Source organism: Nocardia sp. X0981, from assembly GCF_977089955.1.
The window spans coordinates 2,252,192-2,277,656 of the sequence record NZ_OZ372435.1; the positions used below are offsets into that span (position 1 = coordinate 2,252,192).

1 protein-coding gene (only partly in view) is annotated in these 25,465 nt (G+C 66.6%); it reads left to right on the forward strand.

All 25,465 nt of this window come from inside a single coding sequence — locus tag ACYR7D_RS09940, GntR family transcriptional regulator (protein WP_459549312.1), on the forward strand. Of the gene's 89,373 coding nucleotides, 25,416 precede the window and 38,492 follow it; the stretch shown corresponds to coding positions 25,417-50,881, spanning codon 8,473 (complete) through codon 16,961 (partial); the first codon wholly inside the window starts at position 1. The start codon and the stop codon both lie outside this window.

Sequence of the window (25,465 nt, forward strand, 5' to 3'; positions counted from 1 at the left end):
CGGCAAGAGCGGGACGCGGCACGCGAGATGCTGGCCGACCTCGGAGAGGATCCGGAAGGTCTGGACGCGGATCGGCTCGAGCTCCTGACGCTCGGGTCGGATTCCGAAAAGGCCGCTCTCGCCGCCGACGTGTTGGAGCTCGACATGCTCGTGCACTACGCCGACACCGTCAACCGGTTGGACGCGGAGCTCCGCGAACTCGCCCCGCCGGTCACGGTACTGCAGGGCCGGATCGTGTCCCCTGAGAACGCGGCCGCCGCGCCGGTGGGGGCACAGGAAGCGAACCGGGCCCTCGCGTTCGAATACCGGCCGTCGATGAACGAGGAAGAGTTCGCTGCTCTCCCACTGGAGCGTAAGCACGAAGTGGCCCTCGCGGAGCTGTCGGCGTCGGCATTGATGTTCGGGAGCCGCGAAGAGGCCGTCGAGTATGCCCGGCGGTACTGGAAGGAGCCCTTCCCAGAACAGGTTCGTGAGTCCCTGGCCTGGATCAGGGGCGCGGTTTCGACGAGCCCACTGGGATATACGGCGGCCGACGACTACCTCACCGGTGCCGAGGAAGCAGGGGCCGCGCCGACAGACGTGGCACAGCATGTCCGTCGTGTCGATGAGACGATGCACCGCCGCCGCTCCGATCGTGACTTCTTCATCACGATCCCGTCCCTGCCGGACGGCGGCAGCCCAGCGGGAACCATCATCTTCAACCCCGGATACAGCGCCGCCGATATCGGCCATATCCCCTCGCAACGATTCGATTTCAGGGATCTGGGAACATTTCTGGCGCCCGGGGGCACTCGGATGTTGTGGGTCGAATCCGTCACCGGGATTCCCGGACTGGCCCTCGGCCGTGGGTTCACCCGGGTCGTCACGCGGAGCTTCACCGATGGCGAACGTAACTTCGAGTACGGCTATCTGATGCCGCAGACGGCCGGGACCATATCGCCCGATCGGCTACGGGCCGCGGAGCCGAGACCGCAGCTCGGTGGCGGACGCGGACCGGTACCAGGACCCGAGACGGGTTTCGCGGGTACGGCGGATGGTGCCCCACGTGCGGAGCTCGCGTCCCGCGCGGCCCGCCGCCGGCGGCCGGACCTGTTCTACGCTTTCGGCCCGGGCATGACGACGGCCGCGCAGGCGTTCGACCCGAGCCGGCCGCCGCCGGTCGTGCCCCAGGATCCGGCCGGTATAGCCGGTCTCGCGGACATCATCGGCGGCAAGCACCGCGATGTTCTGATTCCCCGACCGCATATGTTCGCTTCCGAGCAGGGTGTGGTGGGTAACCCCACCCTCGGTGCTGCCTCTGCCTTCCCCGCGCCGCAGCCGAAACGTCAGCAGGGTGAGAAGACGAGTCCGCGGTGGCTCACTGCGGAGCCGTCGGAGCGCAGCTGGCCTGTGATCCGTATCCGTCCGGCCGGTGGGGGTCTCGCGCCGCGTGGATCCGATGTGGTCGATGGAACTGCCCGCCGACCGGGGGTGTCGCGCGCTACCGAGGCGGGCGGCACCAACTGGCGGCAGCTGCGTACCCGGGACGAGGCAGCGCTGGTGCGGATGCTGTATCACCGTCCGGAAGTGCGGCAGGCGGCGGTCGCGATGCTGGATCGGTTGCGGGCGGTACTGACCGAGCTGCATCCGTGGGCGACACCCGAGCAGATCGACTCCGCCTTCTACGTCTACAACGTGCCCGGGGCACCGCCCACCGTGCGGAACCCGGATCTGTGGGGTGGTGCGGTATCGCGATCGGTATCGCTGGAGGAGTTGCGTCGGGACGGGAACCTGCGCGAACTGATGTCGGCGATCCTCAACGCGCTGGTTCGTAACGCCGAGGTGCAGAGTGCCGCGGGAACGACGCTGAACGAAGGTCTCGCCGCGCTCCTGAACAAATCCGAGTGGGAGGCACTCGCCTCCCGAGCGGGCCTGGATGTGGAGATGCTCCGCCGGGTACGGGCGTCGGCCACCCGCTCCAGCACCGAGATCACCGAAAAGGACCTGCGCGATATCCGGCACTTCGCGCTGCCCACCGCCGAGGCGCGGGCCGCGCTGGACGAGTACTACCGCAGCAGAGGTGACACCAGTCCCGATCGCGCTCCCGCCGCGCAGCGACGCCGAGCGTTCACCGTGCGGAACCTGGCGGACCTCGGCATGCCGCTATCGCAGAGGGAACTGGCGGCGGTACCACCGGAGAAGCTGCGGTTGCTGCGCCGAACCGTGCTCGACCCGGAATATCCGCTGCCGCGTGAGCGTGGACGCGGGCGGGTGGACGTCGCCGAGCTGGAACGGGTGTTGCTGCGCGATGCCGGGGACGACCACGGACATGTCGAGGTGCTCTACGTCTACGACTCCGCTGGTCGCCGGAGGCGCGACGAATCCGGTGCGGCTGTCGTGGACCGGGTGCTCGTCTTCCGTGATCAGGGCCCGATCGCGGCCGAGGCCGTGCCGGACACGGACTTCGCGCACTTCGATATCGCGCTACCCTGGCGCCCGGGAACAGCTCTGGTCGAATTCGACACTCGCAGCGCCTGGTTCCGGGAGACGGCGATCGCCCGCGGTATCCCGGTGACCGCTGGGATCGCGGGCAGCTCGGTCCGGTTCATGGCCCCCGCCGATCTGCTCTCGCACGGTGCGGACCGGGAAGACTTCCTCTTCGCGGTGATCGCCTTCGTCGTATTGCAACATCACTCGCTGTACGAAGTGGCGATCGCGTTGAAGATCATGGGTATCGATCTGGTCGACGCCGCCCCGGGCACGCCGAACTTCCTCTCCGCGCTGTACCGCGGCGTCGCGGCCCGGGCCCGCGCCCGCTACGGGGAAATCCCGGCCGCGGGGCGTTCGGAAAGCGCCGTCGCGACCGGACCCGTGGAGGGCGGGCCGGAAACGCGGACCAGCGGCCGCTCCCTGCCACGCGGAGGCCGTGTCGAACCGGCCGCGGTCGATATCGATCGTCCTTTCGACGACTTCTACCACTGGAAAGGCCTGCGACACGAGCAGCGGGCACTGTTCCGCGGACTCGGTACGGTTCACGCGGATGGCGGCGGAGCAGCCGCGCCGGACCCGACGCGAAAGGCGCGGACAGACGAGCCTGGGGAAGCGCACCAGCCGGCCGGTAGCGCTTCGGTCGAGGTCACCACATCACCGGATGGCGTGTCGTCGACAACAGTGACCGTGCCGCGGCACGAAATGTCGGCGAATTCCGCGGTAGAGCGGGTCGAGGCCGCGGTGTCGCAGATGCTGCGCGGCTGGCCGCAGGAGCGGGTCGATCTGACCTCGGCGGCAGCGCACGACCTGTTGCGCCGGGTGCTCGACTACCCCGGTGCCACGGCCGCTCCGGCCGCTACGCTGACCCTGACGGTGCGCGGCAACGCGGTGACGGTCGAGGTGCCGAGCGAAAACATCGATCGTCCGCTGACCTTCCATCTGAGCCGCAGCGACGAGTCGCGGGCGATGCGCGCCGAGCTGGCGGTACCACTGGTGGGCCGCCTGGAACGGCGCGGATTACGGTTCGCGGAGGTACACGCCTTGATCGGCCGGATGACGGGCCTCGCGTTCGAATCGCAGAGCGAGAAGATCCAGCGCGCGGTCGCGTACTTCGGTGAACGCAGCTTGGACAACGGATACGATCTGGACCCCTTCCGCCTGCCCTGGGTGGAGTTGACGGTCGAGGTCGGCGAATCGGGCACGCCGTCGGTGCGGCTGGTCGTGGCCAACCGGTCTCAGCACGACTCGGTGACGATCACCGATACTCCGGCCGGTACCGGCATCGTGATCTGGCGCTACCTCGACGACACCACCGAACCGCATCACCTCGACGACGCGGTGCGCTTCCTGGTAACCGGACAGTCGGGTGGGACCGAGCAGGTGGCGGCCGCGGCCAGCGATATCGCCGTGCGGGTATACGACGCCGATCGCGCCGTGCGGGAGGTGCACAGCAGCGGGAACATGGGGCTGGAGCTGCGGATCGAGCCCGAGGAGCAGAGTCTCGGAATCGCGGTCTGGCACCAGGGCAGACACGTCGAGGGATCGGTTCCGCTTCACTCGGATGATCCGTATGACGCAATCACCGATCTGGCCGGATTGGGCCACCGGGTCGTGGAGTTGGCGGACTCCTTGGGATTGCCGGTGGACTCGCAGGACTCCGATTCCGTGCGGGCCGCGCTGGCGGCCGTGCGAGCAGACGGATCGTGGCGAGTGCGGCGCTTCCGGGCTGCCGCGGAGCAGTACCTCGACGGTCTCGCCGACCCCGTGCGGTGGGAAGCGTTGCTCGCGCTGGCCACCGAATACCGGGGGGCGGAATCGCTTGTCGAATTGGGCGGCCTGGTGCGCTGGCTCAATCAGGAGTACGGCGATCCGGAGTCGTTCGTGCCCGATGCCGAGGAGTTCGGTAAGCGGCTTCGGATGGTCGTGGACTGGCCTTCGGATCTGCCGGGGGTGGGGGTGGACGTGCGGGCCGTACTGTCGGCGATCGCGCGTTATCGGGCCGAAGACGACCTCGACCGGTTCCCACCGGGTATCCGCCAGTTGCGTGAGTTCGCCGGTTGGAGCGCCGGTTTGCACCGGATCATGGATCTCACCGGTTTACCGGCGGGCACCGCCCGAACGCTCATTCCGGCACTGGATGACGTGGAGCGTTTGGCACGTGCGCGGTACGACCTGGACGAATCCGCTCCGATCGATTCGGACCTGATCCGCGAATTCGCGCATCAGATCATCGCACCCCATCGCGGTGAATCCGTTGCCGACAACTCGCGGACCGAGGTCCGGAAACTGCTGGACGCGGCACAAATAGCCCGATTCTATGGGTTCGGAAAACGTCTGGGCGCCCTGCACTCCGCGAGCCGCGGATACCTCGAACATACGGTGATGCTCGGCGAGGTCGCGCGCCTGCAGGAGCTGATCGTTGCACAGTGGCCGCACGCGGAGGAGCGGTCTTTCCGATTCTTCGAATTCGTCGCCCGGCAATATGTGGAATCGTGGGATCCGTATCACCTCGTGATGCGCTACCGACAAGTACGCGAGGAGGCGCCGGACTATCTCGTCCATTCCCTGGACGAGTTGACGGAAGTGTCCGCCGCCGACCAGACGAATCAGCAGGACGGCTTCGAAGCCGACAAAGAATGGGATCCGAGCGAATACGTTCTGCGCAACTATGTCGGGGAGTGGGTGGATGGTGTCTTCGTGCCCGCGAACCACGACCGACCGGGCATGCTCGTCCCGGCTCGGTTCCGGTACCGGATCTTCAGCCACGACCTCGCGCTGATCGATGGCATCTTCCGGTTCCTGAACGCCGAGGGATTCGGCCCCGGACAGTTCGAGAACATCGGGAATATCGGCGGGGGCAACGCGCTCGGATATACGCTGGCCCTGGATCCCTTCGTCCGGAACGGTATCGAACAGCTCATCTACGAGGGAAACGCCGACGAATGGCAGTATGCCCAGGCGATGTACGGTCCCGGGCCGGGAGTATTCAAATATATCGACGCCCAGGGCATCCCTCGAATGTTCGATACCCGCACGATCTGGCGGCAATGGGTACCCGCGAGCGCGGCGATCATGTCCCGCTACTACCCGGATCATGATCCCGGAGCACAGGATGCCGGCTCGGACGAACGATCCGACGCTGTCATATCCGAGGTGTTGAACAACTCCACGCCCACCAGGGGGAATGTCTTCACGCTGCAGGACGGGCGCTGGGCGGCGACCGAGATGACCTTCGTCCACGACTCGCTCAGCTGGGAACTCGATACCGCGCTCGGAGCATTCGAGCGGGCGCTGGCGGCGGCGACCGAATGTTCGATCGTGGCTTTTGTGATGAACGACCAGGACGAGGAGGGTCCGGCAGGTAAGGGCAAGGGTTACTACTCGGGCGAAGAACTGTTCCCGAATACGGCCTACCTGCGCCAACCGTATTTGCGGATCCTCCGCGAGGATCCGCGCGTGAAATCGTTCCGCGTGCTCGAATCCCACGACTTCCCGGGAGGAGAGGAACAGTTCTCGCCGGACGAGCACGGTCTCGCGGCCTGGGTGGTCACGTTCTACTCACCAGAGGAGATGGCGAATCCGCGGTCTCGGTCCGCGCGGCCGGCCGAGGCGTGGCATATGCCGATATCCCACGAGGTCGCCCCGGACGCGGCGGTCGCGGTGATCCGGGATCTGGTGCGCGACGTCATGATGGGCAGCTCCGCCGCCGATCTGGACGCCGCGCAGGCCGCAGCCGAGGAACTGGCCTCCGATGTGCTGCCGCGGTTGAGCGCACCGTCGGAATTCGCGATCCTCGTCGACGGCGCCGGCATTCGGTTCGAGATCGCCTACGCCGACGAGAACGTCGCGGCCGGAAGGCGACAGGCCGAGCCACTCGGCGATACGAGCAGGTACGCACCGGCGATGCGCGGCGTTTTCCGGGCGGAACCGGGCAGCGGTGGAGCCGCCGCGGCGATCGCGAGCGAACCGGCACACTCGACCGAGGCCGCCGCACCCGCACCCACGGCCTCGCCCAGCACGGCCGCACCGGCCGTGACCGATATCGATCACCCGGGCGCCGACCAGCAGCGAACGGCGCGGGTGGATGAGCCCGGTACCGGGCCGGCTGTGACGTTCGACGAGCTGTGGCAGCAGCATGCCGGCGTCGTGCGCGCGGCACTGGCGCAACGGTATTCCGATCGGGCGTTGTTGGATGCTCTGCTCGAAGAGGTCCGGGAGTTCGCCGGCAACCGGATGCCGTTGCTCGGCTCGGACACCGATCCGGTCGCGTGGCTGACCGGCCTGGCCTTGTCGGTGGCGGGCGATCCGGTGGGTTGGGCCGACCGGGCGCGCCGAGGTCTGGTGGGAGCGCTTCCGGCGACCGAGCGTGCGGTGTTGGAGCCGATCTTGCTGGATGCGGATGCGGCGGTGCTCGCGGCTGCGGTGGACGGCTTGCGTCCCGGTCGGCGCCAGGTGGTGGATCTGCTTTCCGGACAGCCGGAGACACTGCCGCAGAGCGGATTCGACGAGGAGGTGGTGCGCGACACCGTGCGGTCGGTGGCCGGTGCGGTCGCCGGGATCGAACTGAGCGGCCCGTTGTCCGTGGGTGTCGGCGGCGAGGCGAGCTCTGCCGCTCCGACGCCGGAAGAGCGTGACGCCCTGGGACGGGTGCGCCGCGGTGAGCCGATCGCCGAGTCCGAACACGCGGTGCTGGTGAGTGCTGTGGAGAAAGTGCGGGCACGTTTGCGCGACCACGCGGCGCTGCTACGGCGAGCCGAGGCCTACCTGCTGGGGCCCGCCGAACGGCTCGTGGCGGGCGAACCCGCGACCGTAGCGGTTCCGATGGATTGGCTGCCCGCCTGGTTCCCCGAATCCGGTTCCACCGGCGCGGTCGCGGATGGCCCGGACATAGCGGTGGTGTCCGCGCTGCGGTCGGTCTCGCGGAGCCTCATGGGGGAGCAGGCGGATTACCTGCGGATGCGGATCGCGGGCCTGTCCGCGCGTGAAGTCGCCGAGGTCATGGGCCTCGACGATCAGCAGGCATGGGAGCTGCACCATCTCGTGATGGCGAAGGTCGCCACGCCGTTGGTTCGCGCGGCGCTGGCAACGGATCCGGATCTGCTGCAACGCGGGGCACTGTTGTGGACATCCGAAGGGCAGAGGCTGGCGGGCCGGATCGTTTCCGGGGAGCTGCGGTTGCCCATGAAACTGGAGCGGTTCTGGAGCCAGGAGGAACCGGTCGGCGATCGCCGGTTCCAGGCTACTGTCGCCTTGTTGGGAGAAGTGTGCCTCGCCGAGTGGGCCCCGGTGGTGGCCGTGTCCGAGGATGTGCGCCCGGTGACGACCACCGCGTTGCGTGCTATGGCCGCGCGTATGGATCCCGTGCAGCTGAAGCTGCTCCGGTTGTTGCTCTGGCTGCCCGATGAGCAGTTGGCCCCGCCGGGATCGGACTCGTCGATCACCGACCTCGTCGACGCGGCGCTCACCAGCGAGCAGCAGATGGCGATCAATTCGGCGATGCGCAGCGAGTACTCGCTATGGTTGGGGCTCGGACCCGGGATATTGGAACTGCCGCGTGCCGCAGCCTTGGGGAGGTTTTCGTACAGTGCCTGGGCCTCGCACTCGCGCGGCCGGGGAGACAGCGCGATATCGATATCGGAAGTCTCGGCTGCGTCCCGCTCTGTTCTGTCCGGCACGGTGCACCGTTCCGGGCGTGACGGTGTTCCCGGGTCGGACCGGGCCGCCGCAGCGCTGCCCGACCCGCGTCCGGCCACGCCGGAGCAACACCGTTCGGCGCGGCAGGCGGAGGCTGCGCTGGCTACCGGTGCGTCGTGGGAATCGTTGTCGCGCAATGAAATAGATGCGATGGTGCGGGTGTGCCCCGAGGTCGTGTTGGCGACCGACGCGCCGTGGCCCGTGCGGCACGAGGCGTCGATGATGTTGTTGGTCCGTGACCGTATGGAGATATTGAACGGCGCGCGGACCGACATCACTGTCGAGGCCGAGCAAGAGGCCACCAGGGCGGAACTCGCTGCGCTGTATACCCGCTCGGCCCGGGTGCTGGAGACCATTGTCGCGTGGCGTGCCCTGCAAATGTGGGTTGCCGAACTCGGCGATCCGTGGCGGGCGTGGCTGGTGTCCTACGATCCGCAAACAGGTGTGGCCGTGCTGGCTGTGACGAACAGCGAGGGTGTGGCACCGGATGCGGTCATCACCGGGCACGTGATGGCCGAAGGCCTCGAGGCGCGCGATCGGTTCGCCGGCGCTGTCGACCGGATGGTCTTCGATGCCCGCAGGGCCGATGCCGACAAGCCGTTCCTCACCATGGCTTCGGTCGGTGACCGGGTCGGTGCGGACCCGTTCCGCGGGGCGCTGATCGGCGGGTCCGGCAGCGCCACCCAGGTGACTGTGCACGGTGTGCCCGAAGGCGCCGATCTGTCGTGGAGTGAGCAGGTCGTGGTTGCGCCCGCTTATCCGGACCAACTGCGAGCGGCTGTGGTCCGGCGTCGCTGGTTCGAGCTCGACAACACGCTCGAGGCGTTCTCGAACACGGTATCCGTGGTGGCCGGCTATCTGGGGCATAGCGGTTCGTCAACGTGGACGGTGTCGGGCAAGCAGGTAATGGGCTCCCGCACTCTCACCGTCCACCATGAGTCAGGTGCCGAGGTCGAGCTACTGGTTCAAAATCAGGTCGACCCCGAGCGCGGTCCGGCCGAGAACGACCCGGGGCCGAGCATCACTGTCGAGCTGCCCTCGGCCGAGGGCCGTTATTCCGATGCGGCCGCTGCGCTCTCGACGCTCGCGATCGGACAGTCGGCGAGGCTGTCGTTGCGGCAGTCGCTGACCGAGCTGTTCACCGAGCACCGGCCTGCCCACGCCCGGGCCCGGGCGTGGGTGGTGGGCAGTGAGCAGCGGGTGCGGGTTACCGCTCCTGGGGGTGCCTCGATGGTCACCGCGCCGGAACCGATCGCGGATCGCTGGGCGACGTGGCCGACTCGGCGGCTGTACCGGCTGATCGAGACATTCGCGCAGGCATCCGGGCTCTCTCCCGAATCGGTCCGCACCTACTGGCCGATACTGCCGACCCTCGAGGGCCTGGTCCGCGTCGTGTTCGGTGTTCCACAAGACGAGGCGATCACGGCGGATCAGGTCGTCGAATACGCGGCGATACTGGCCGAGCAGCACGGTGATACTCCGGCGGGGCAGCAGACCGTGCTACGTATGCTGGAGGCTGCGAAGGAAGCGACGTCGCAGGACTACGGCCTGCTGGCGCCGGGGGCCAACCGCCGGGTGGTGCACACATTCGAACTGGGTGCGGTGATGCACCTGATACAGCAGTACACCGAAGAGACCGGGGCCTTCGGCAGCCTGTGGAATCTGGTTCCCCTCGTGCCCGGTGCCAGTGACCCGCTCGAAGTGATGAAGCACTACTGGCTGGTGCACCACCAGAACAACCCCCGGCACTGGGTCGACGGCGCTACGGCCGCACTCGTGCCGGTCACCCTCGAACAGCTGTGGACCTGGGAGCCGAATCGCGAGCTCGCCGCGTTCAGCTACTGGGACACCATCGAATACATTCTGCGTAATTACGGGCGCGACGAATTCCCCGGCGTGTTCGACCGGCGTAATCGGCGCTGGACTCCGCCGCACGTCGTGGACCGGATCTACGAGGACGATGTGCGGATCCTGGACGGGATGTTCGGGCTGCTCGCGGCGATGGAAATCGAACCGGGCATCCTGGAGACCGGGATCGATCTGGGCGGCGGCTCGAGCCTGTATCCGGCGATGGCGTTGCACATCCTGGTCACGATGCTTGTCCGCCGGATGGTGTACAAGGGGAACCAGCCGGAGCTCGAATACAACCGGGCGCTGCGGCTGGATGGCGACGGCCTGCTCCGTGACAACGTCCCCACCCGCGGTGTGGAGGTGGTCGATACCTGCGCGCCGTGGTTGAAATGGCCTGCCCCTGTCGTCGCCTCGGCGAAGCGGCGCTTCCGGAATGTCACCGGGGAAGGACTGCTGCGCAAGGCGATCGACAGCAGTGTGGTGCCGGGAGATGTGTTCGAGTTCTCCCCACTCGGTGTGCTCTCCCCACTCGGCCTGCTGACCGCGCAGCGCTCCGATATCGGGACGGACTTCTTCGCCATCGACTCGGTGTTCACCAACCTGGGCGCGTACTTCGCCGCCATGCTGTGCGAGGTCGACGCCGTCAACACGGTGTTGGTATCCGGCTGGACCATCAACAACGGCGGTGGCTACGCCTCCGGTGGCAGCTGGTACGCCAACACTCGCTACAACGAGCCGGAGCGGCGATATTTCCTGCTCAACAACCCTCGTGTAGAGCGGTCCGAGACCTACGAGCACAAGGCCGAGGCCTCGTTCTCCGAGAACGACGAGGGCCTGGCCGTCAATGTCACGAAGATGCGGCCTCCCGCGGCCGAACCCGAACTCGACGAACTCGCCGCATTGCGGGGGCGCCTGGTCGAGTTGGTCGGCGAGGCGGTGCCCGAGAATCGTCGGGAACACCTCCTCGACGAATCCCGGGCGACGCAACGGATCCGGCCGCAGCTCGACCCGGAATTCAAGGTGACGCAACGGATCAGACCCCGCCTGCTGCAGTCGATCCAGCAGATACGCAATGCCGAACTCGAGCGCGCCGGCCTGCCCGTCGATTCGCTCGGCACGCTCACCGCGGAACTGCTGGAGGACACCGCGGGTGTGAGCGCCCGGCTGCGCGCCGCCGGTGTGGCCGCCGAGTCGCTCACCGAAATCGAGGAAGCGGTGCAGCGGTACCACACCGCCGCTGCCCGCGTGTTCGACCTGCGTGTAGCGCGGGCCCGGGAAGACCTCAGCGGCCGGCGCGCCAAGGTCTCCGAGCTGTTGCACGCCATGCTGCCTGCCGAGCAGGCCGCAGAGCTCACCACCGAATTGCTCGAGAACACCGACCCGGAGACACCACCGGATCCGGACCCCGTCTACGCCCGGCTGCGTGCGACCGGTGTGCCACAAGCGGCGGTCGAAGAGCTGTCCGGTGCTGTCGCCTACTATCTCGGACTCGGGTTCCTCATCTCGCTCGCCGACGGACAACGCAGCGAGTACACACGAAACGTCCAGCAGGCGAGCAATTCGACGGCAGAAGAAGGGCCGTCCGATCCGTCCTCGGTCACGCCGCCATCGGTCGCCGACCCGGATTCCGGTGACGCCGGGACGGCGCCGCAGGCCCATGATTCGCCGACGGCCGCACCGCCGGCGGAACCGCAGCGTCGTGGTGGCGCGCCACAAACGCCCCCGGAGACGCCCGGTTTCGTGCCGGGAGTGCATCCGATGGCGATGCCGCCGCGGGGACTACGCCGGAAATCCTCCGGAGCGCTGGACCCGCATATCCTGTTCGCCGACACCCCTGGTGCGGACAGGTCGTCTTCGGCTGTATCCGGGTCGAAGGGGAAACCGGCCCCGGCCGCCGATACGCCGAAGCTCGGTCCCGCCCTGACCGCGCTGCGGGAGCGGGTCGCCGCGGAGCACCGCACGATGGCCCGCGCGGCCGGCGATTCGGACGGGTGGCGGATACGCGACCGCAATCCGCTCGGGCGGGGGTGGCGTCGCCGGCTGGTGGCGCGCATGATCGGCGAGGGGCAGCCGGAGATGGCGCGGTTGCGGGAGCTCGCTCCCGACCGTCCGGCGGGTATGCGGCTCGAGTGGAGCCGGCGTGCTCTGGCCCAGCGGCTCGCCGCGGGGATCCGCGCGCTGCCGGACGCACCGCGGGCGGAAATCGGGCCGTTCTCGCCGGCCGCGCCTGTCGAACGGATACAGGCCGTTGTCGACGCGCTCGCCACGAACGAACATATCCGCACCGGGCTCGGGCGGCGGGAGCGCAGCGTCTTGGTGCGGTCGGGCCGGCGGTTGCTGCGGTTGCACACGCTGAGCGCTTACGCCGACGAATTCAACTCCGCCGTGCGTTTGCGTAACAACCTGCTCGAACTGGAGCGGTGGTACGCGGACGCCCACAGCCGACGCGACGAACCCCACCGGCGGGCGTGGTATGAAACCGTGCGCGGCTGGGTGGAAGAGCTCGAACAGTCCGCCGCCGCCCTTCACGAGTCCGGCTCGGCGGATATCCGGCAGCTGGGGGAACGACTGGAGTACCTGCTGAGGCAGGATATCGTCATCGCCGAGGCGACCGTCTTCGACGGAACCGGCGCCGTATCGTTCGCCGGTGACGTGGTGGTGCGCGACGGGCGCATCGTGGCCAGCGGCCCCGCTCTCCCCAAACGGGCCGGCGTATCCGTCGTCGACGCGCAGGGGCTGGCGCTCGCACCGGGTTTCGTCGATACACACACCCATGACGACGTAGCCGTCGCGAAGTGGGGTGTGCTGGACTTCAAGATCGGCCAGGGCGCTACGAGCGTGATCACCGGCAACTGCGGTTTCAGCATGTTCCCGACCAAGGAGGGGGATCCGGAAGCCGCGGAAAAACTCGCCGAGGATGCCGCCGCGGTGCTCGGTGTGATCGACCGGCCGTGGGACTGGCCCACCATGCGGGTCTGGCTGGACATGCTCGGCCGGAAGGCATTGGGACAGAACGTTCGTCCGCTGCTGGGCCACAATGCGGTCCGGGTCGCCGTGATGGGACACGCCGCGCGTAAGGCCACCCAGAGCGAAATCCACGCTATGGCGGAGCACGTCGAGGAGGCGATGCGGTCCGGCGCGGTCGGTCTTTCCCTGGGAATGATCTACGGCGGCGCCACGGCGACCTCGGAGGAACTGACCGCTCTCGCGGCCGTCGTCCAACGCCATGGCGGCCTGCTCGTTGCGCATATGCGCAACGAGGGCGACGGTCTGCTCAATTCCGTCGCGGAGATGTTGCAGATAGCCCGGGATACCGGAGTGGCTGTCCACCTCAGCCATCTCAAGGCCACCGGCCCCGCGAACTGGGGAACGATGACCGAGGCGCTTCGCATGATCGACGAAGCCATTACCTCCGGCCTGGACGTAACCGTCGATGTCTACCCGTACCCGAGTACCGGTCTCATCCCGATCTACCTGTTGCCGCCCAGCGCCTTGCAGGGAGGCAAGGAAATGGTCAGACTGGGCGATCCCGAGGCACGCGCCGAGATCCGCCACAAACTCGTCCACGGTGACCCCGACTATCCGGACTGGGAGAACATCCTTCAGGGAGACACCCCGGAGGCACTCGTCCTGACATTCGTTCCGGAAGAGGAACTCGCGCGCAAAGAAACCCGGAGGCACGAGAAGGAACTCGAGCGGCTACGGGAAGCGAAGGATCCGGCCGACCTCGAACTCCAGGAAAACCGCAGGCACGCCGCCGAGCTCGCGGCTCTGGAAGAAATACCCGTTCCGACCGAGGAACTCGCGCGTCTCCAAGTGCAGAGGTCCAAAGAAGAACTCACGGCCATAGAGGCCCGGAGGCACGAGAAGGAACTCGAGCGGTTGCGGGGCGCCACGGATCTGGCCGAACTCGAGCGCCAGGAAAACCACAGGCACACCGAAGAACTCGCCAGCCTGGCGGCGCTCAAACGGCTGGAAGGCCTCAATCTGGAGCAGGCGGCGGAAGCTCTCGGCGTGGAGGTCACCGAGGTGGTCTGCCATATGCTGGAGAAAACGCGGGGCGACCTGACTTTCGTCTCGCTGTGCCTGAGCCCCGAGGATATGGCTCGCGTACTCCGCAAGCCCTACAGCATGATCGGCTCGGACGGCCTGCCGACCGACGCGGAGAAGCCGCACCCCCGCCTGTACGGGACCTTCCCGAAGTATTTCGAGGAGGCGGCGCGGCTCGGAATCCCGCTCGAGGAAGCCATCCGCAAGATCACCTCATTGCCCGCCCAACGCTTCGGCCTGGTGGATCGCGGTGTTATCGAAGCCGGGAAAATCGCGGATCTCATCCTTTTCGATCCCGCCGCTTTCCGAACCGAGGTCGCCACCCTCACCGACCCGCGGCAACCGGCCGCGGGAGTCAGCGCGGTCATCGTCGGCGGTCAGCTGGTCCTGCGGGATGGGGAGCTCCGGAAAGCGCGGCCGGGAGAGCTCCTGGCATCGGCTACCGATACTCCGGATCTCACCCCCGCGGTAGCGAGCGATCCTGTGGTGTCCGCTACCTCGCAGCAGCCGAAAGCGTGGACGGAGCTCACCAGTCATCCCGAGCTCTGTGTATTCGGTTCCGCGCATCTGGTCGCGCGTCTCACCGGTGACCAGGGCATCCGGGAGCGGGCGGAGCAGCGGATCGATAAGGGGGCGCCACGAGTCCGGACGATGCAGCGCGTCTTCGGCGCGGCATTGCACCGCGGTGGCTGGGACGCGGTGAGCCGCCACGGTGTATCGAAGACGGAGCAGGAGCGGACCGTCGAGGGGTGGATGGCCGAACGTCCGGGATCGGTGGTGGCACTGGTCCTGCGACGGCCGGGCCCGGTCGGGCGCAACGAGGTGGCGAACCACCTGATGGTGTTGCACAACCGGAGCGAGCGGGTGAGCGAACCCGATGTATGGGTGTCGTTCCACACCGACGATGTGGTCCGGCTCGAGCAATGGGAGTCCCTGGCGGATTGCTCGCGGCGCCTCGGTGCCGAATACGGCCTGGAACTGGACGAGCTCGGACCGTTCGAGGGTATGGCGTTCGTCGACGGCAAGCCGGATCAACGGCTCGGCGACAGTGTGGCCGCCCGGCTCCGGGCGTGGCGGCAGGGCCGCAGAGTACCCGGCCTGATCGGCTCCACCGCAGGGTTGGGATCGCCGAATTCCTCCGGCAACGGTCCCACAGCCGGCCACGAAGGTGCGCCGGTGGCGCGGCCCGGCGCGAACAACGAGGCGGCCGATGGCCGTTCCCGGGCCGCACGGCCCGAATCGCCGTCCGTTCCGAAAGGCACGGCTGTTACCGCCGAGCAGTTGCGGGGTCGTTTCACGGCGGTGGTGGCCCGACGGGTTGCCGGGGTGGGAGATCCGAAGGTTGCCGCCGAACTGGTCACGGAGGTGTTCCGGCGGGCGGCGTTGCGGAGTGCGGAGCTCGATGAGACCCGTGATGCCCGCTGGTGGGTTCTGACGCTCACCGATGCGGTGCTGGCGGAGCGGACGGAACATATTCGGTTCCGGCACGCGGTGGCGAACACTGCCCAGGGTGTAGATCGGCGGGTGCTGGTTCGAGCCGGTGAGCGGGAATTCCGGGCCGCGGTCGTCGCGTTGCCCCCCGAGCAGCGCCGGTTGCTCATGCTGCTCTTCATGGGCAAGGGTATGCCGGTCCAGATGGCAGCCAGGGTATTGGGCCTCGACGCGAATATCGTCTCGGCAATGGTGCCGGAGGCGTTGAGCCGCTTGGTCGGCATGCTGGGCGGTGGGGCCGACGGGCAGCAGGTCGGCCGGAAAGCGGATGGGACTCCGGTGTCGGGGGAGGAGCTGACGGCGCTGCTCGCGAATGGCGGCGTGGTCGTTGCCATGTCCGAGGGATCATTGGCACCTGCGATCGCTGTGCTGCGGATGGCACGTGATGAGCACCTGCGCCAGTTGCGCGTTCTCGTCGAGCAGTTGCCTCTGACGCATCGAACTACGTTCGTCCGGTGGTTCCTGGGCCGGAGTATTGCCGATATCGCCGAGGCGGACGATCTCGGGGAGCATGTTGTCCGGAAACAGCTGAACCAGGTGATCCCCGACCTTGCCGATCAGCTTTCCAGAATGATCGAGCACACGCGCCGCGTGGCAAGGAGAACAGAGAAGTCCGCCTCGATTTCTGCTGATGCCGCATGGGAAGTGCACATTCCTTTCGTGTTGGGTGAGGCAGATCCGGCGTCCGGCGTGTTGAGCCGAGCGCTGGCAGCCGCAAGTCCATCCGCTCGACAGCACGGTTTGGCGCGGCTTTCCGGCGAAGAGCGTGCGTCGATTCTCCGATTCGCGGAGTCGACGGAGATGCCGGTGGTGACCACACGAGATCGCGTGGTCCTGCGAGTGCTGGCACTGGCGTTGGCCGTCGAGCAACAGAATCCGGCGGCGACGACTGCCGGAACAGCGCACGACGAGCTGGTCGGGCAGGCACTCGAAAAATTATCGCCTGCGCTGCGAACAGTCGGTGAGCTGTGGTTCCTCCAGGGCCGGACACTCGATGAGATTTCAGCCGAGACGGGCCGGGGCCGGAAAGCGGTGCGGCAGCTGTACCGGGTGATGGTCCGTCAGCTGATCGACCGGCTCGCCGGTACCGAACCGCTGACTTTCGCCGCGGCATTCGAAACCCTCACCCGAGCCTGGGCGGAAGACGCCACGGTTCTGCAACGCCACCGGAGCTCGTTCACGCCCCACCAGTGGGACTGCCTCATGCTGCTGGCCGGGCGGGAGAAACCCGCTTCGCTCGCCGCGATCGCCGCCGCGCTGAAGATCACGCCGCGGTCGGCTTTCAATCTGCGCCGACGCGCTGTTATGCGCGCCGCGACTGTGCTCACGGCCGAGACCGTCACGGTGGATACCTCCGAAGGGACCGCGAACCCCCCCGCCGCCGCGGGTACCGAGTTGGAGCTGGTTCGCAACACCCCTGCGCAAACCTTGCGGTTCATGATCCAGTTGTTCCCGCCACGTCAGCGGGAGTTCGTACGGTTGCGATTCCTGGTTACGCGGAAACGGACCATCCGTGAGATAGCGCGCGAGATGCGAATCTCCGAAGAGGCCGCCACGGCACTGCAGGAACGGGTGGTCCGCAAGATCGCGCAGGCGCTGACCACCGGGGAGGTACCCAGCAAAGGCGGTCAGGCACTGGAGCTCGTCAGGATCACCTGGCTGAGTCACCGCCACGCGGTGCTACGGGCGCTGCCGCGGCTCTCGGCCGATGAGCAGCAGTGCATCCGCCTGCGGATCATGCAGGACAAAACGCGGGAGGAGATGGTGGCCGCCCTGGCGGCTACGGGCCGTAAGGAAAAGGCCGTCGACCAGCTGTTCACGCGGGCCGTCCGCTGGCTGGCCGAGGAGATCACGGGGTGCAGGCCACCCACTCCCGCCGAGGCCGTCGAGCGGATCGAGGCCGCTCGACGCCACGATTCGGCGCAGTTCGTGGCGTTCGTCGGCAGGGTGGCCACCGAGGAGCATTTCACCGAGGACGAGCGGCGATATCTCCGCATGCGCTTCGTCGACGACAGTCGGCCGAAGGAGATCGCCACCGCCCTCGGTAAGAACAAGAACTCGATCAACCTGCTGGGACGCCGCACCGTCGTGAAACTGGCGGAACTGTTGGTCGCCGACCTGCTCCCGGACGAGCACGGTGATAAGTACTCGGTTCTCGGTACCGTCCGGCCGGCGACAGTCGCCGATGTCGCCTATCTCGCGGGCGTGAGTGCCGACGTGGTGGAGCGGGTCTCTCGTGGCGAAGTCGAAGCGCCGGCGGTCCGGTCCGCGATGGACCGGCTCGGTTTCGTGGTGCCGCGGGAGCAAGAGGTGCCGCCGCCGGTTACCGGTGACGGCAGCGCTCCGCGGGAAGGTCTCACATCCCCGGCGAGCCGCAACCAACGTCCCGACCTGCTCTACGCCTTCGGTCCGGGCATGACGAGGGCGGCGCAGGCATTCGCCCCTGGTCGGCCGTCACCGGTTCTGCCTCGCGATCCAGCCGGCACAGTAGACATCCTGGATGTGGTCGGCGGCAAGAGCCGGGACGTCTCGATTCCGGCCTCGCAACCGTTCGCTTTCGAGAAGAGCGTCATCGACAAGCCGCCGTCTCTGGTCCGTACCCGCCCGGCCGGCCTCGGTTCCGCGATGGGCAGGTCCGGCAGCAAGACGGGTGTACTCGATGTCGCCGCCCACGTTCCACCGCCCGATTCCACCGGTGCGCGCGAGGCAGAGCATGCCGCCAACCTCTGCGGACACCTGGTGCTGGGGTTGCTGCCCTGGGTGAAACGGGATCAGATACCCGCGGCTGAGGGCATGCGGGGTATGCAGGTGCCGAGCCTCGTGCGTATCGCGGGTGCCGAGCTCACGCATGTCCGCCGGTTCCCTGTGCGATCGGTACGTCCATATCGGGGTGTTGTGGACGCACTGGCCGCACTGCCGGAAGCGCGGCGCGAGGGCGCGTCGGCACTGGTGATCGTCGGTTCGGCCAAGGCCGATGAGCACGGTGTCGCCGGGCATGTGTTCCGGGTGGTGTACCGGAACGGTGAGTATCGCAAAGAAGACCCGGGCAAGGGCATATTCGGTCCGTTCGAAGACACGATGCGGCCATCGGACCTGGTGGATGCGAAAGGCATGTGGGTGGTCGTGTCCGACGCGGCCGGCTGCCCGATCGACCTCCCGGGAGCTCCCGCCCCCGCCTCCGATCTCCAGTTCGCGGTCGGCCTGTCACTCGACACGATCGGCGATCAAGTGTTGGCGGTGCTCGACGAGGCGGGGCCCGAGTGGAGGGCGATGCTGCCGCCAACGGTCAAGGTACGACACGTGGCGAGCCTGCCGGGCTTGTCCGGCGAGTACAGGCTGCCCGAGTTGATGAGCCGTATCTCGATGACCGGTTCGAGTCTGCTCGCTCAGGGCATCACCGCGGTCCACGAAAACGTGCACGCCCAGGACTTAGACGAACATCCTGCGCCGGACCCCGCCACGATGACGCACGGTGAGTACGTCCACGCGGTATTGCACTTCGAAGCGAGATCCTTCGCGCGAGAAGCGCTGTTCGCAGAGGCGGTGCGGGCCTGCAATTACCAGATCGAGGACCAGGATAGGCACCTCCTCTACAGGGAAGCGCACAGCAAAGCAGTCCGGGATGCCCTGAAACTCGATCCGAGCCTTACCGAGTCACAACAGCTGGCGATCGGCTATCAGGCCGGGGTTCGCGTCCTGGAGGTCTACCTTGCCTTCCCCGGCAAGGTCGCGGGATTGCTCGACACACCGGACAAGCTGGCGGAGTTCCTCGAAGCTCCGGAAAGACTGGACGAGTTCCTCACGGTGTACGGCGTGTCCATGGAGCACACGCGATCTGCCCGCGACAGATTGGCGATGTTCCTCGCGTCGCCCGAAAAGCTGACAGAGTTCCTGGCGTCGCCCGATGCGTTCGACGAGAACACCTCGTCGCCGCACCACCTCGGTGAACCCGGCTACTACGTTCGGCAAGCCCGCAAGGATTGGCTCGCCGCCCGTGCGGCGTCCGCACAGGAGAATTCGTATACGCCGAGTACTCCTGAGGCAGCGAAGGAAATCAGGCGGGCGGCAATGGCGCGGACTGCCGCCGATCGGGACCTCCGCATCCTGGATGGCGCGATCGAGCGAGAACTCGAGCGGCAGCGTCTGGCGCCGCCCGTCCCGGAATCGCCCGCCGATGCTCGCCGTCGAGCTCATGCGGAACTACTGTTCCGCGACCTCGTCGCGTGGCGCGCGGCCACGGCGCGGGATGCGGCCGCCGCTCACGCCGCGGCCGACGCGGCTGTCGCCCGTGATGTATCGGCCGCCATGTTGCAGCATGATCCCGGGATGGCACTGACCGATCATGTCGCGGTGATCGGTGGCAATTGGCCGCGTATGGTCGTCATCGCCGGTGAGTCCGATCACCACCGGCTGCGGGCCGATGCGATCGCCGACCACCCGGAAATGGTGGGGCTGGCCGAGCTGGACTGTGAATTCTGGTCCGCCTCCAGCGACTTCAACGGGAAAGTATCGCTGGAACGGGTCGCCGATCCGGAAAATCGACCGGAACCGGCCCTGCCCGACGTCCCTTGGCTGAACCTGGCCGAGCAGGCCGGTCGGCAGCGGTTCCGCCGGGCCGGGCGAATACTGCGGGAAACCGATATCGGACCCTGGGCCGACCAGGTTCTGAGCGACAACGACGTGGTCTTCCTGCTGGAAGCACATGCCGACGACCGGTTGTACCCGGCCAGGAACGTTCTGGTGTTCGACGCAGGCAGCTCCGATGCCGAACTGGCCGCAGCCATGGCCGCGGGCGCTTTCCACGTCGAGCGGGCGCGGGAGCGTACCGGTAGCGGCGGTATTCGGGAATTCTTCGGTTCGAAACGCGAAGAATACGTCGAGGCCCGGCTCGATGAGGAGGCGGAAGCGCAGGGGAGGCGTGCCGAGGTACTGCGGCAACTCCGGGAAGCCGAGCCACTCCGGCGAGCCGGTTACGATACCGAGCCGCCCGATGCGCTGGAACGTGCCTACACGGCGGCATATCGGAATGTTCTCGACGAGGTCGGGCGTAGCCGTACGCCGTCGGCACCGGACATCGCTCGCGCCCGGCAAGCCGGTGTCGCGGCGTTGCGGCCGTTGCTGGAGCGTGTCGGCCCCCGACTGTCCGCGCCGACCTACGCCGAGTTCTACGGCTGGGCCTGGGACGACGCGAGGGGGCACGAGCGCGTAGCGTCGGCTCGCCCGGAGCAGGGATCGGCCGCCGCGCGACCGGTGGAACCGGACACCACGTTCGATATCGGGGAACGGCTGGCAGTACTGGCCCGGGCGCTCGGGGAGGCCGTGGAGCGCCGCGACCTGGCACGCGGGGAACTCGACGATCTGACCGATGAAGAACTGGCCGCGCTCGGGCCGATGTCCGGCGAGCTGGAACTACTCCGCAGAGCCACGGACCCACGTAGCCGGGCTCTGGTCTCCCGGATCGACACCTACCACAGGCAGGATGGGCAGGTCGGTCTCCTCGAGGCCGCGATCGACGCCTACGAGCGAGCCTCCACGCAGGGAGTCGTGACCGAACTGCTCGCGCACGAACGTTCGCTGGATCCCACACAGTTGAATCCGGGCTCCCCGCTGCTGGAACAACTGATCCGGGAGCGTGACGAAGTACAGGACGCGCTGACGCGGTTCCTGGGCGTGGACCGAGAGCAGTTGAGCATCGATCAGGTGCACAATCTGCTGGGACAGGCGGAGCAACAGCAGCATGCGCCGCTGCCGCCCGACGATCCGAAGAGATTCCTGTTCGCCGACCGGACGGCCGAGATGTGTCAGCGGTTCCTGGTGGTGGAGCCGATCGTTCGAGCCGTCGATACCCTGGCCGAACTGCGGGCGCAAGCGAGGCAGCTCGACGACCGGGCCCGTCCCGGCGTGGTACGACCGGCAGATCCGGCAATTCGAATCAGCGAAGCACTTGCGCAGGTGTCCGGTCTCGACGACAGCAGCCGGGCGGCTGTCACCGCGACGCTCGACAAGGTTCTCGAACACACGGGTACTCGGCTGTCGCCGGTGGAGCCGCTCGGTGCGGGCCACCGAATCCAGGTTCGTGACAGGCACGAGGACAGGTTGCTCGATATCGAGGTCGCCGCAGGCACAGTATCGATGCGAATGCATCTGCGTCACGATCAGCCCGCCCGCGGCCTACTCGGCTTGCGATTGATCCCCACGTTGATGCCCGGCTGGCCGGAAAGGCAGATCAGCGAAACCTCCACCGCGGTGACGAGGCGCATGACCCGGCTGCTCACCTGGGTCGACGGCACTCTGACAATGGAACTGACCGGGGACCAGCTCGATGTCGTGGTGGAAGGCAGCAGTGGTCACCTGGCTCTGTACTTCGACAAGGAGGATGCTGCCGAAGCCACAGCGGCAGCGCCGCGGGCAAGCGGCCACGCCGGGGTCGTTCCGCCGAAGCCGCTCCCCGCAGCAGCGCGTCGGCGGGGCGTGTTGCCTTCCGCCGCGTCCCGTCCGGCGGCGCGAGGCGGTCGAGTGAACCCGACCGGGATGGCGACCTGGAACGCTTACGGTGATAACGAGCTCTCCGGGCAGGCCTTCCGGAAGCCGGGCGCCGAAAGAGGCAGCGGCGCCGAGCACGCGGTGCCTGCGCCGGCTACCGGTGGCGTCAGCGAGGGGCGCGGCGTATCGGGTGATGCGGAAAATCCGCCGACCGGCCTTTCCGATCATGCAGTGCGTTTCGTATCGCAACTCGCGGATATCGGCGACGAGCACTATGCGGAGTTGATCCGTCGTGGTTTGGAAGAGCAACGCGGAGAGATATCGGCGATCAAAGATTTGGATCCCGGATCTGCGACCTTCGAAAACGTTGTTGTCGCGTTGGAGCGCTCCGGGCGACTGCTGCGACGAGCTTATGAGGTCCTCAGGCTCAGAGTGGATGTCGACACGAATGACCGTATCAACGAGATCTACAAGGATATGGAGCCGCTGGTCCAGGCCCACCGGAATTCCATACTGCGTGATCCGGTCCTGTTCGCTCGGATCGACGAGGTGTATCGTCGGCGTGAGAATTTGGGGCTGGACGAACAAGACCGAAACTTGCTGGATCGAAAGTACGACGAGTTCGTTCGAGCGGGCGCCGGTTTGGAGGATGAGCGTAAACAGGCCCTGGCCGAATTGGATGCCGAGCTGGCAGGTATGTCGTCCGAATATGCCGAGCGTACCGCCGAGGACAAGAAGAATGCTTCGGTATACGTCGCCGACCGGAAACGGTTGAAGGGACTTCCGGAGGATATGCTTTCGGCGGCCGCGAAGGCGGCCCGTTATGCCGGCTACGATGACGGCTATCTACTCGTGCCGACATTGTCGACGGTCCCCCCGTACCTGAAGTATCTGGACGACCGTGACCTTCGTCGGGAGGTGTACCTCGAATCCTTCCACCGCGCCGGCGAGGAAACCTACGAATTGGTGCTGGATTTCGCGGTGAAACGTGCACAGTATGCCAATTATTTGGGGTACGAAAACTGTGCGGAGTACGTAACCTCTCGCCATACCACGGGCAATCCCGAGGTTGTGCGGGAAATGCTGTCGATGTTCGCGGATTTCTCGGTGAGGAAATCGCTGGACGAGGCTGCGGCCCTGCGGGACTCGATTGATTCCGGAGAATCGGGCGAGCATCCGCTCGAGCCGTGGGATCGGCCCTACTATGCAAGAAAGCAAGAGGAAAAACTTTTCGGTCTGGATCGTGAATCGATTCGTCCTTATTTCGAACTCGAGCACGTACTGCACGGAATACTTTTCCGTATGGCCCGGTACATGGGGTTGTCGTTCGAGGAGCGGGACGATATACCCCGGTACCATCCCGAGGTCCGGATATTCGAGGTGTTCGAAGAAGGCGGTTCCTCGATCGGCCTGTATGTCATGGACCTCCACAGTAGGGCCGGTAAGAACGGCTGGGCGAGGACGACGCCGCTCATGGGCCGATCGCATCTGCTCGGCAGTCGAGCGGTTGTGGTTACCGTCGCGGATGTCGAGCGTCCCGGTGACGGCGGGCTCCGGGATACTTCGTTCTCGACGTTGATGCATGAATTCTTCCATGCTCTACAGGAATTCAAGCAGGACGTTCGATACGAAAGCGCTTCGTGGTTCGAGCTGCCGAAAAACTATCTGGAATTTCCTTCCATGGTGGGCAGTCGGCTGGCGGAGTCGCCGGCGATATTGGTGAAATTCGCCAAGCACCGTGAAACGGGTTCGCCGATGCCGGTCGAGCTGGCTAATAAACTTTCCGCTGCAAAAAATTTCAACCAGGGCTATTCTTCGGTTGCCAGAGCGGAAACGGCATGGTTGGACGTATCACTGCATATGATGACGCTCGAGCGGGCGCAGCAATTGCGTGCGTCGGAAGCCGATGCGGCCGTAGTGGTGGAACGGCTGGAACAGGAGTTCCTGACCGAAGCCGGGATGGCGGTGGAATCGATCCCGCCTGCATTCCGGCTGGCCAACGCCAACCATGTCTTCGCATCGCAATGGTGGTACGCATCCAACTATTACAGCTATATAGATTCGGAAAGGTATGCCGCCGACGCGGTAGCCGCGATGGAGGCGGACGGCTTTTCTCCGGCAGCTTTCCGTCGATTCGGTGAGGTGGTACTCGCACCGGGATCCAGCCGGGACCCGATGGCTGTGTTCCTCGAATACCGGGGTCGCCCGGTACGGTTGGAACCGTTGCTCGGGCAACGTGGTCTCCTGCCGGCCGCGGCCCCCGGTGAGGCGGGCCGAGTCGGTGCCGCGGAGCCGGGTACCTTCGGAACGCCTCGTCCGGCGGCGCGAGGGGGCCGGCCGAACCCGACCGGGATGGCGACCTGGAACGCTTACGGTGATAACGAGCTCTCCGGGCAGGCCTTCCGGAAGCCGGGCGCCGAAAGAGGCAGTGGCGCCGAGCGCGGAACAGCATCCGGGGAGTCACGAGAACCATCCGATCCGCGCGTAGCGTTCTCCGCTGCCGCTGATCTGCGTGCCGCTGTCGATTCCGCGCGACTGGCCGAAGTGCGTGCGCGGATCGCCGAAGAACGCGATGTGGTTTCGGCGGAGGCCGGAGCCGGCGAGCCGGGCTCACGCGAGGCGGGGGCCGCCGATGAGCGCCTTCACCGGTTGCGTCTCATGGTGGATCGTCTCGATGAGCTGCGTGAATTGATCGACCGGCCCGAGGGCCCCGCCGCCCCGGAGCGGCTCCGATTGCTGGTGCACCACTTCCATGCCGTCGCGGAATGGTGGGACGCCCTGGTCGCTGCCGAGGCGGCGACCACGCTGGTCCGGCCGGTGTCCGGCAGTGCCGAGGATCGGGAGCGGCAGGTCCGGGAACAGGTCCAGGAGCCTGTCGCCCGGTACCTGACGGCAGATGAACGGGTCCGCGCTCTCGCGGAGGCATTGCGGGCGGAATCCGGTGGCACGTCCGTTGCCGTGACCTCGGTGCCGACCGTACGTGAGCGCTATTCGGCGATCATCGAGCACGCGGTCGCGCGGTTCCCGGCGATATTCGACGAGCCGCGGGATCCTACGGAAATTCGGGAAAAGCTCGGTGCGGAAACCCCGTTCGATATTCTTGTCGCATTGAGCACGCTCTCGCATCAGAAGAGCGGAATCGTTCCGCCGGATCGTTCTCACGAAAGCCTGCGAAGGTGCATCGATACCGTTTTCGCCGCTCGTGCATCCATCGGAACCCCACGTGATGTCTATCGGCATCAGATCGGTCTCGAAGAGTGGGAGCCGGACTCCGTCGCCGACCACCGGGCCTTCTTGACCACATTGGCGAACATCTCCGTGGACCGAACCGGCGAGGTGGGGTTCCCGGTTGCGCGAAATGCGTATTCGGAGGGCGAGCTACGGCCCGAGAATTTGCACGAGTGGCTGGGAATTTCCGACTCTGTTT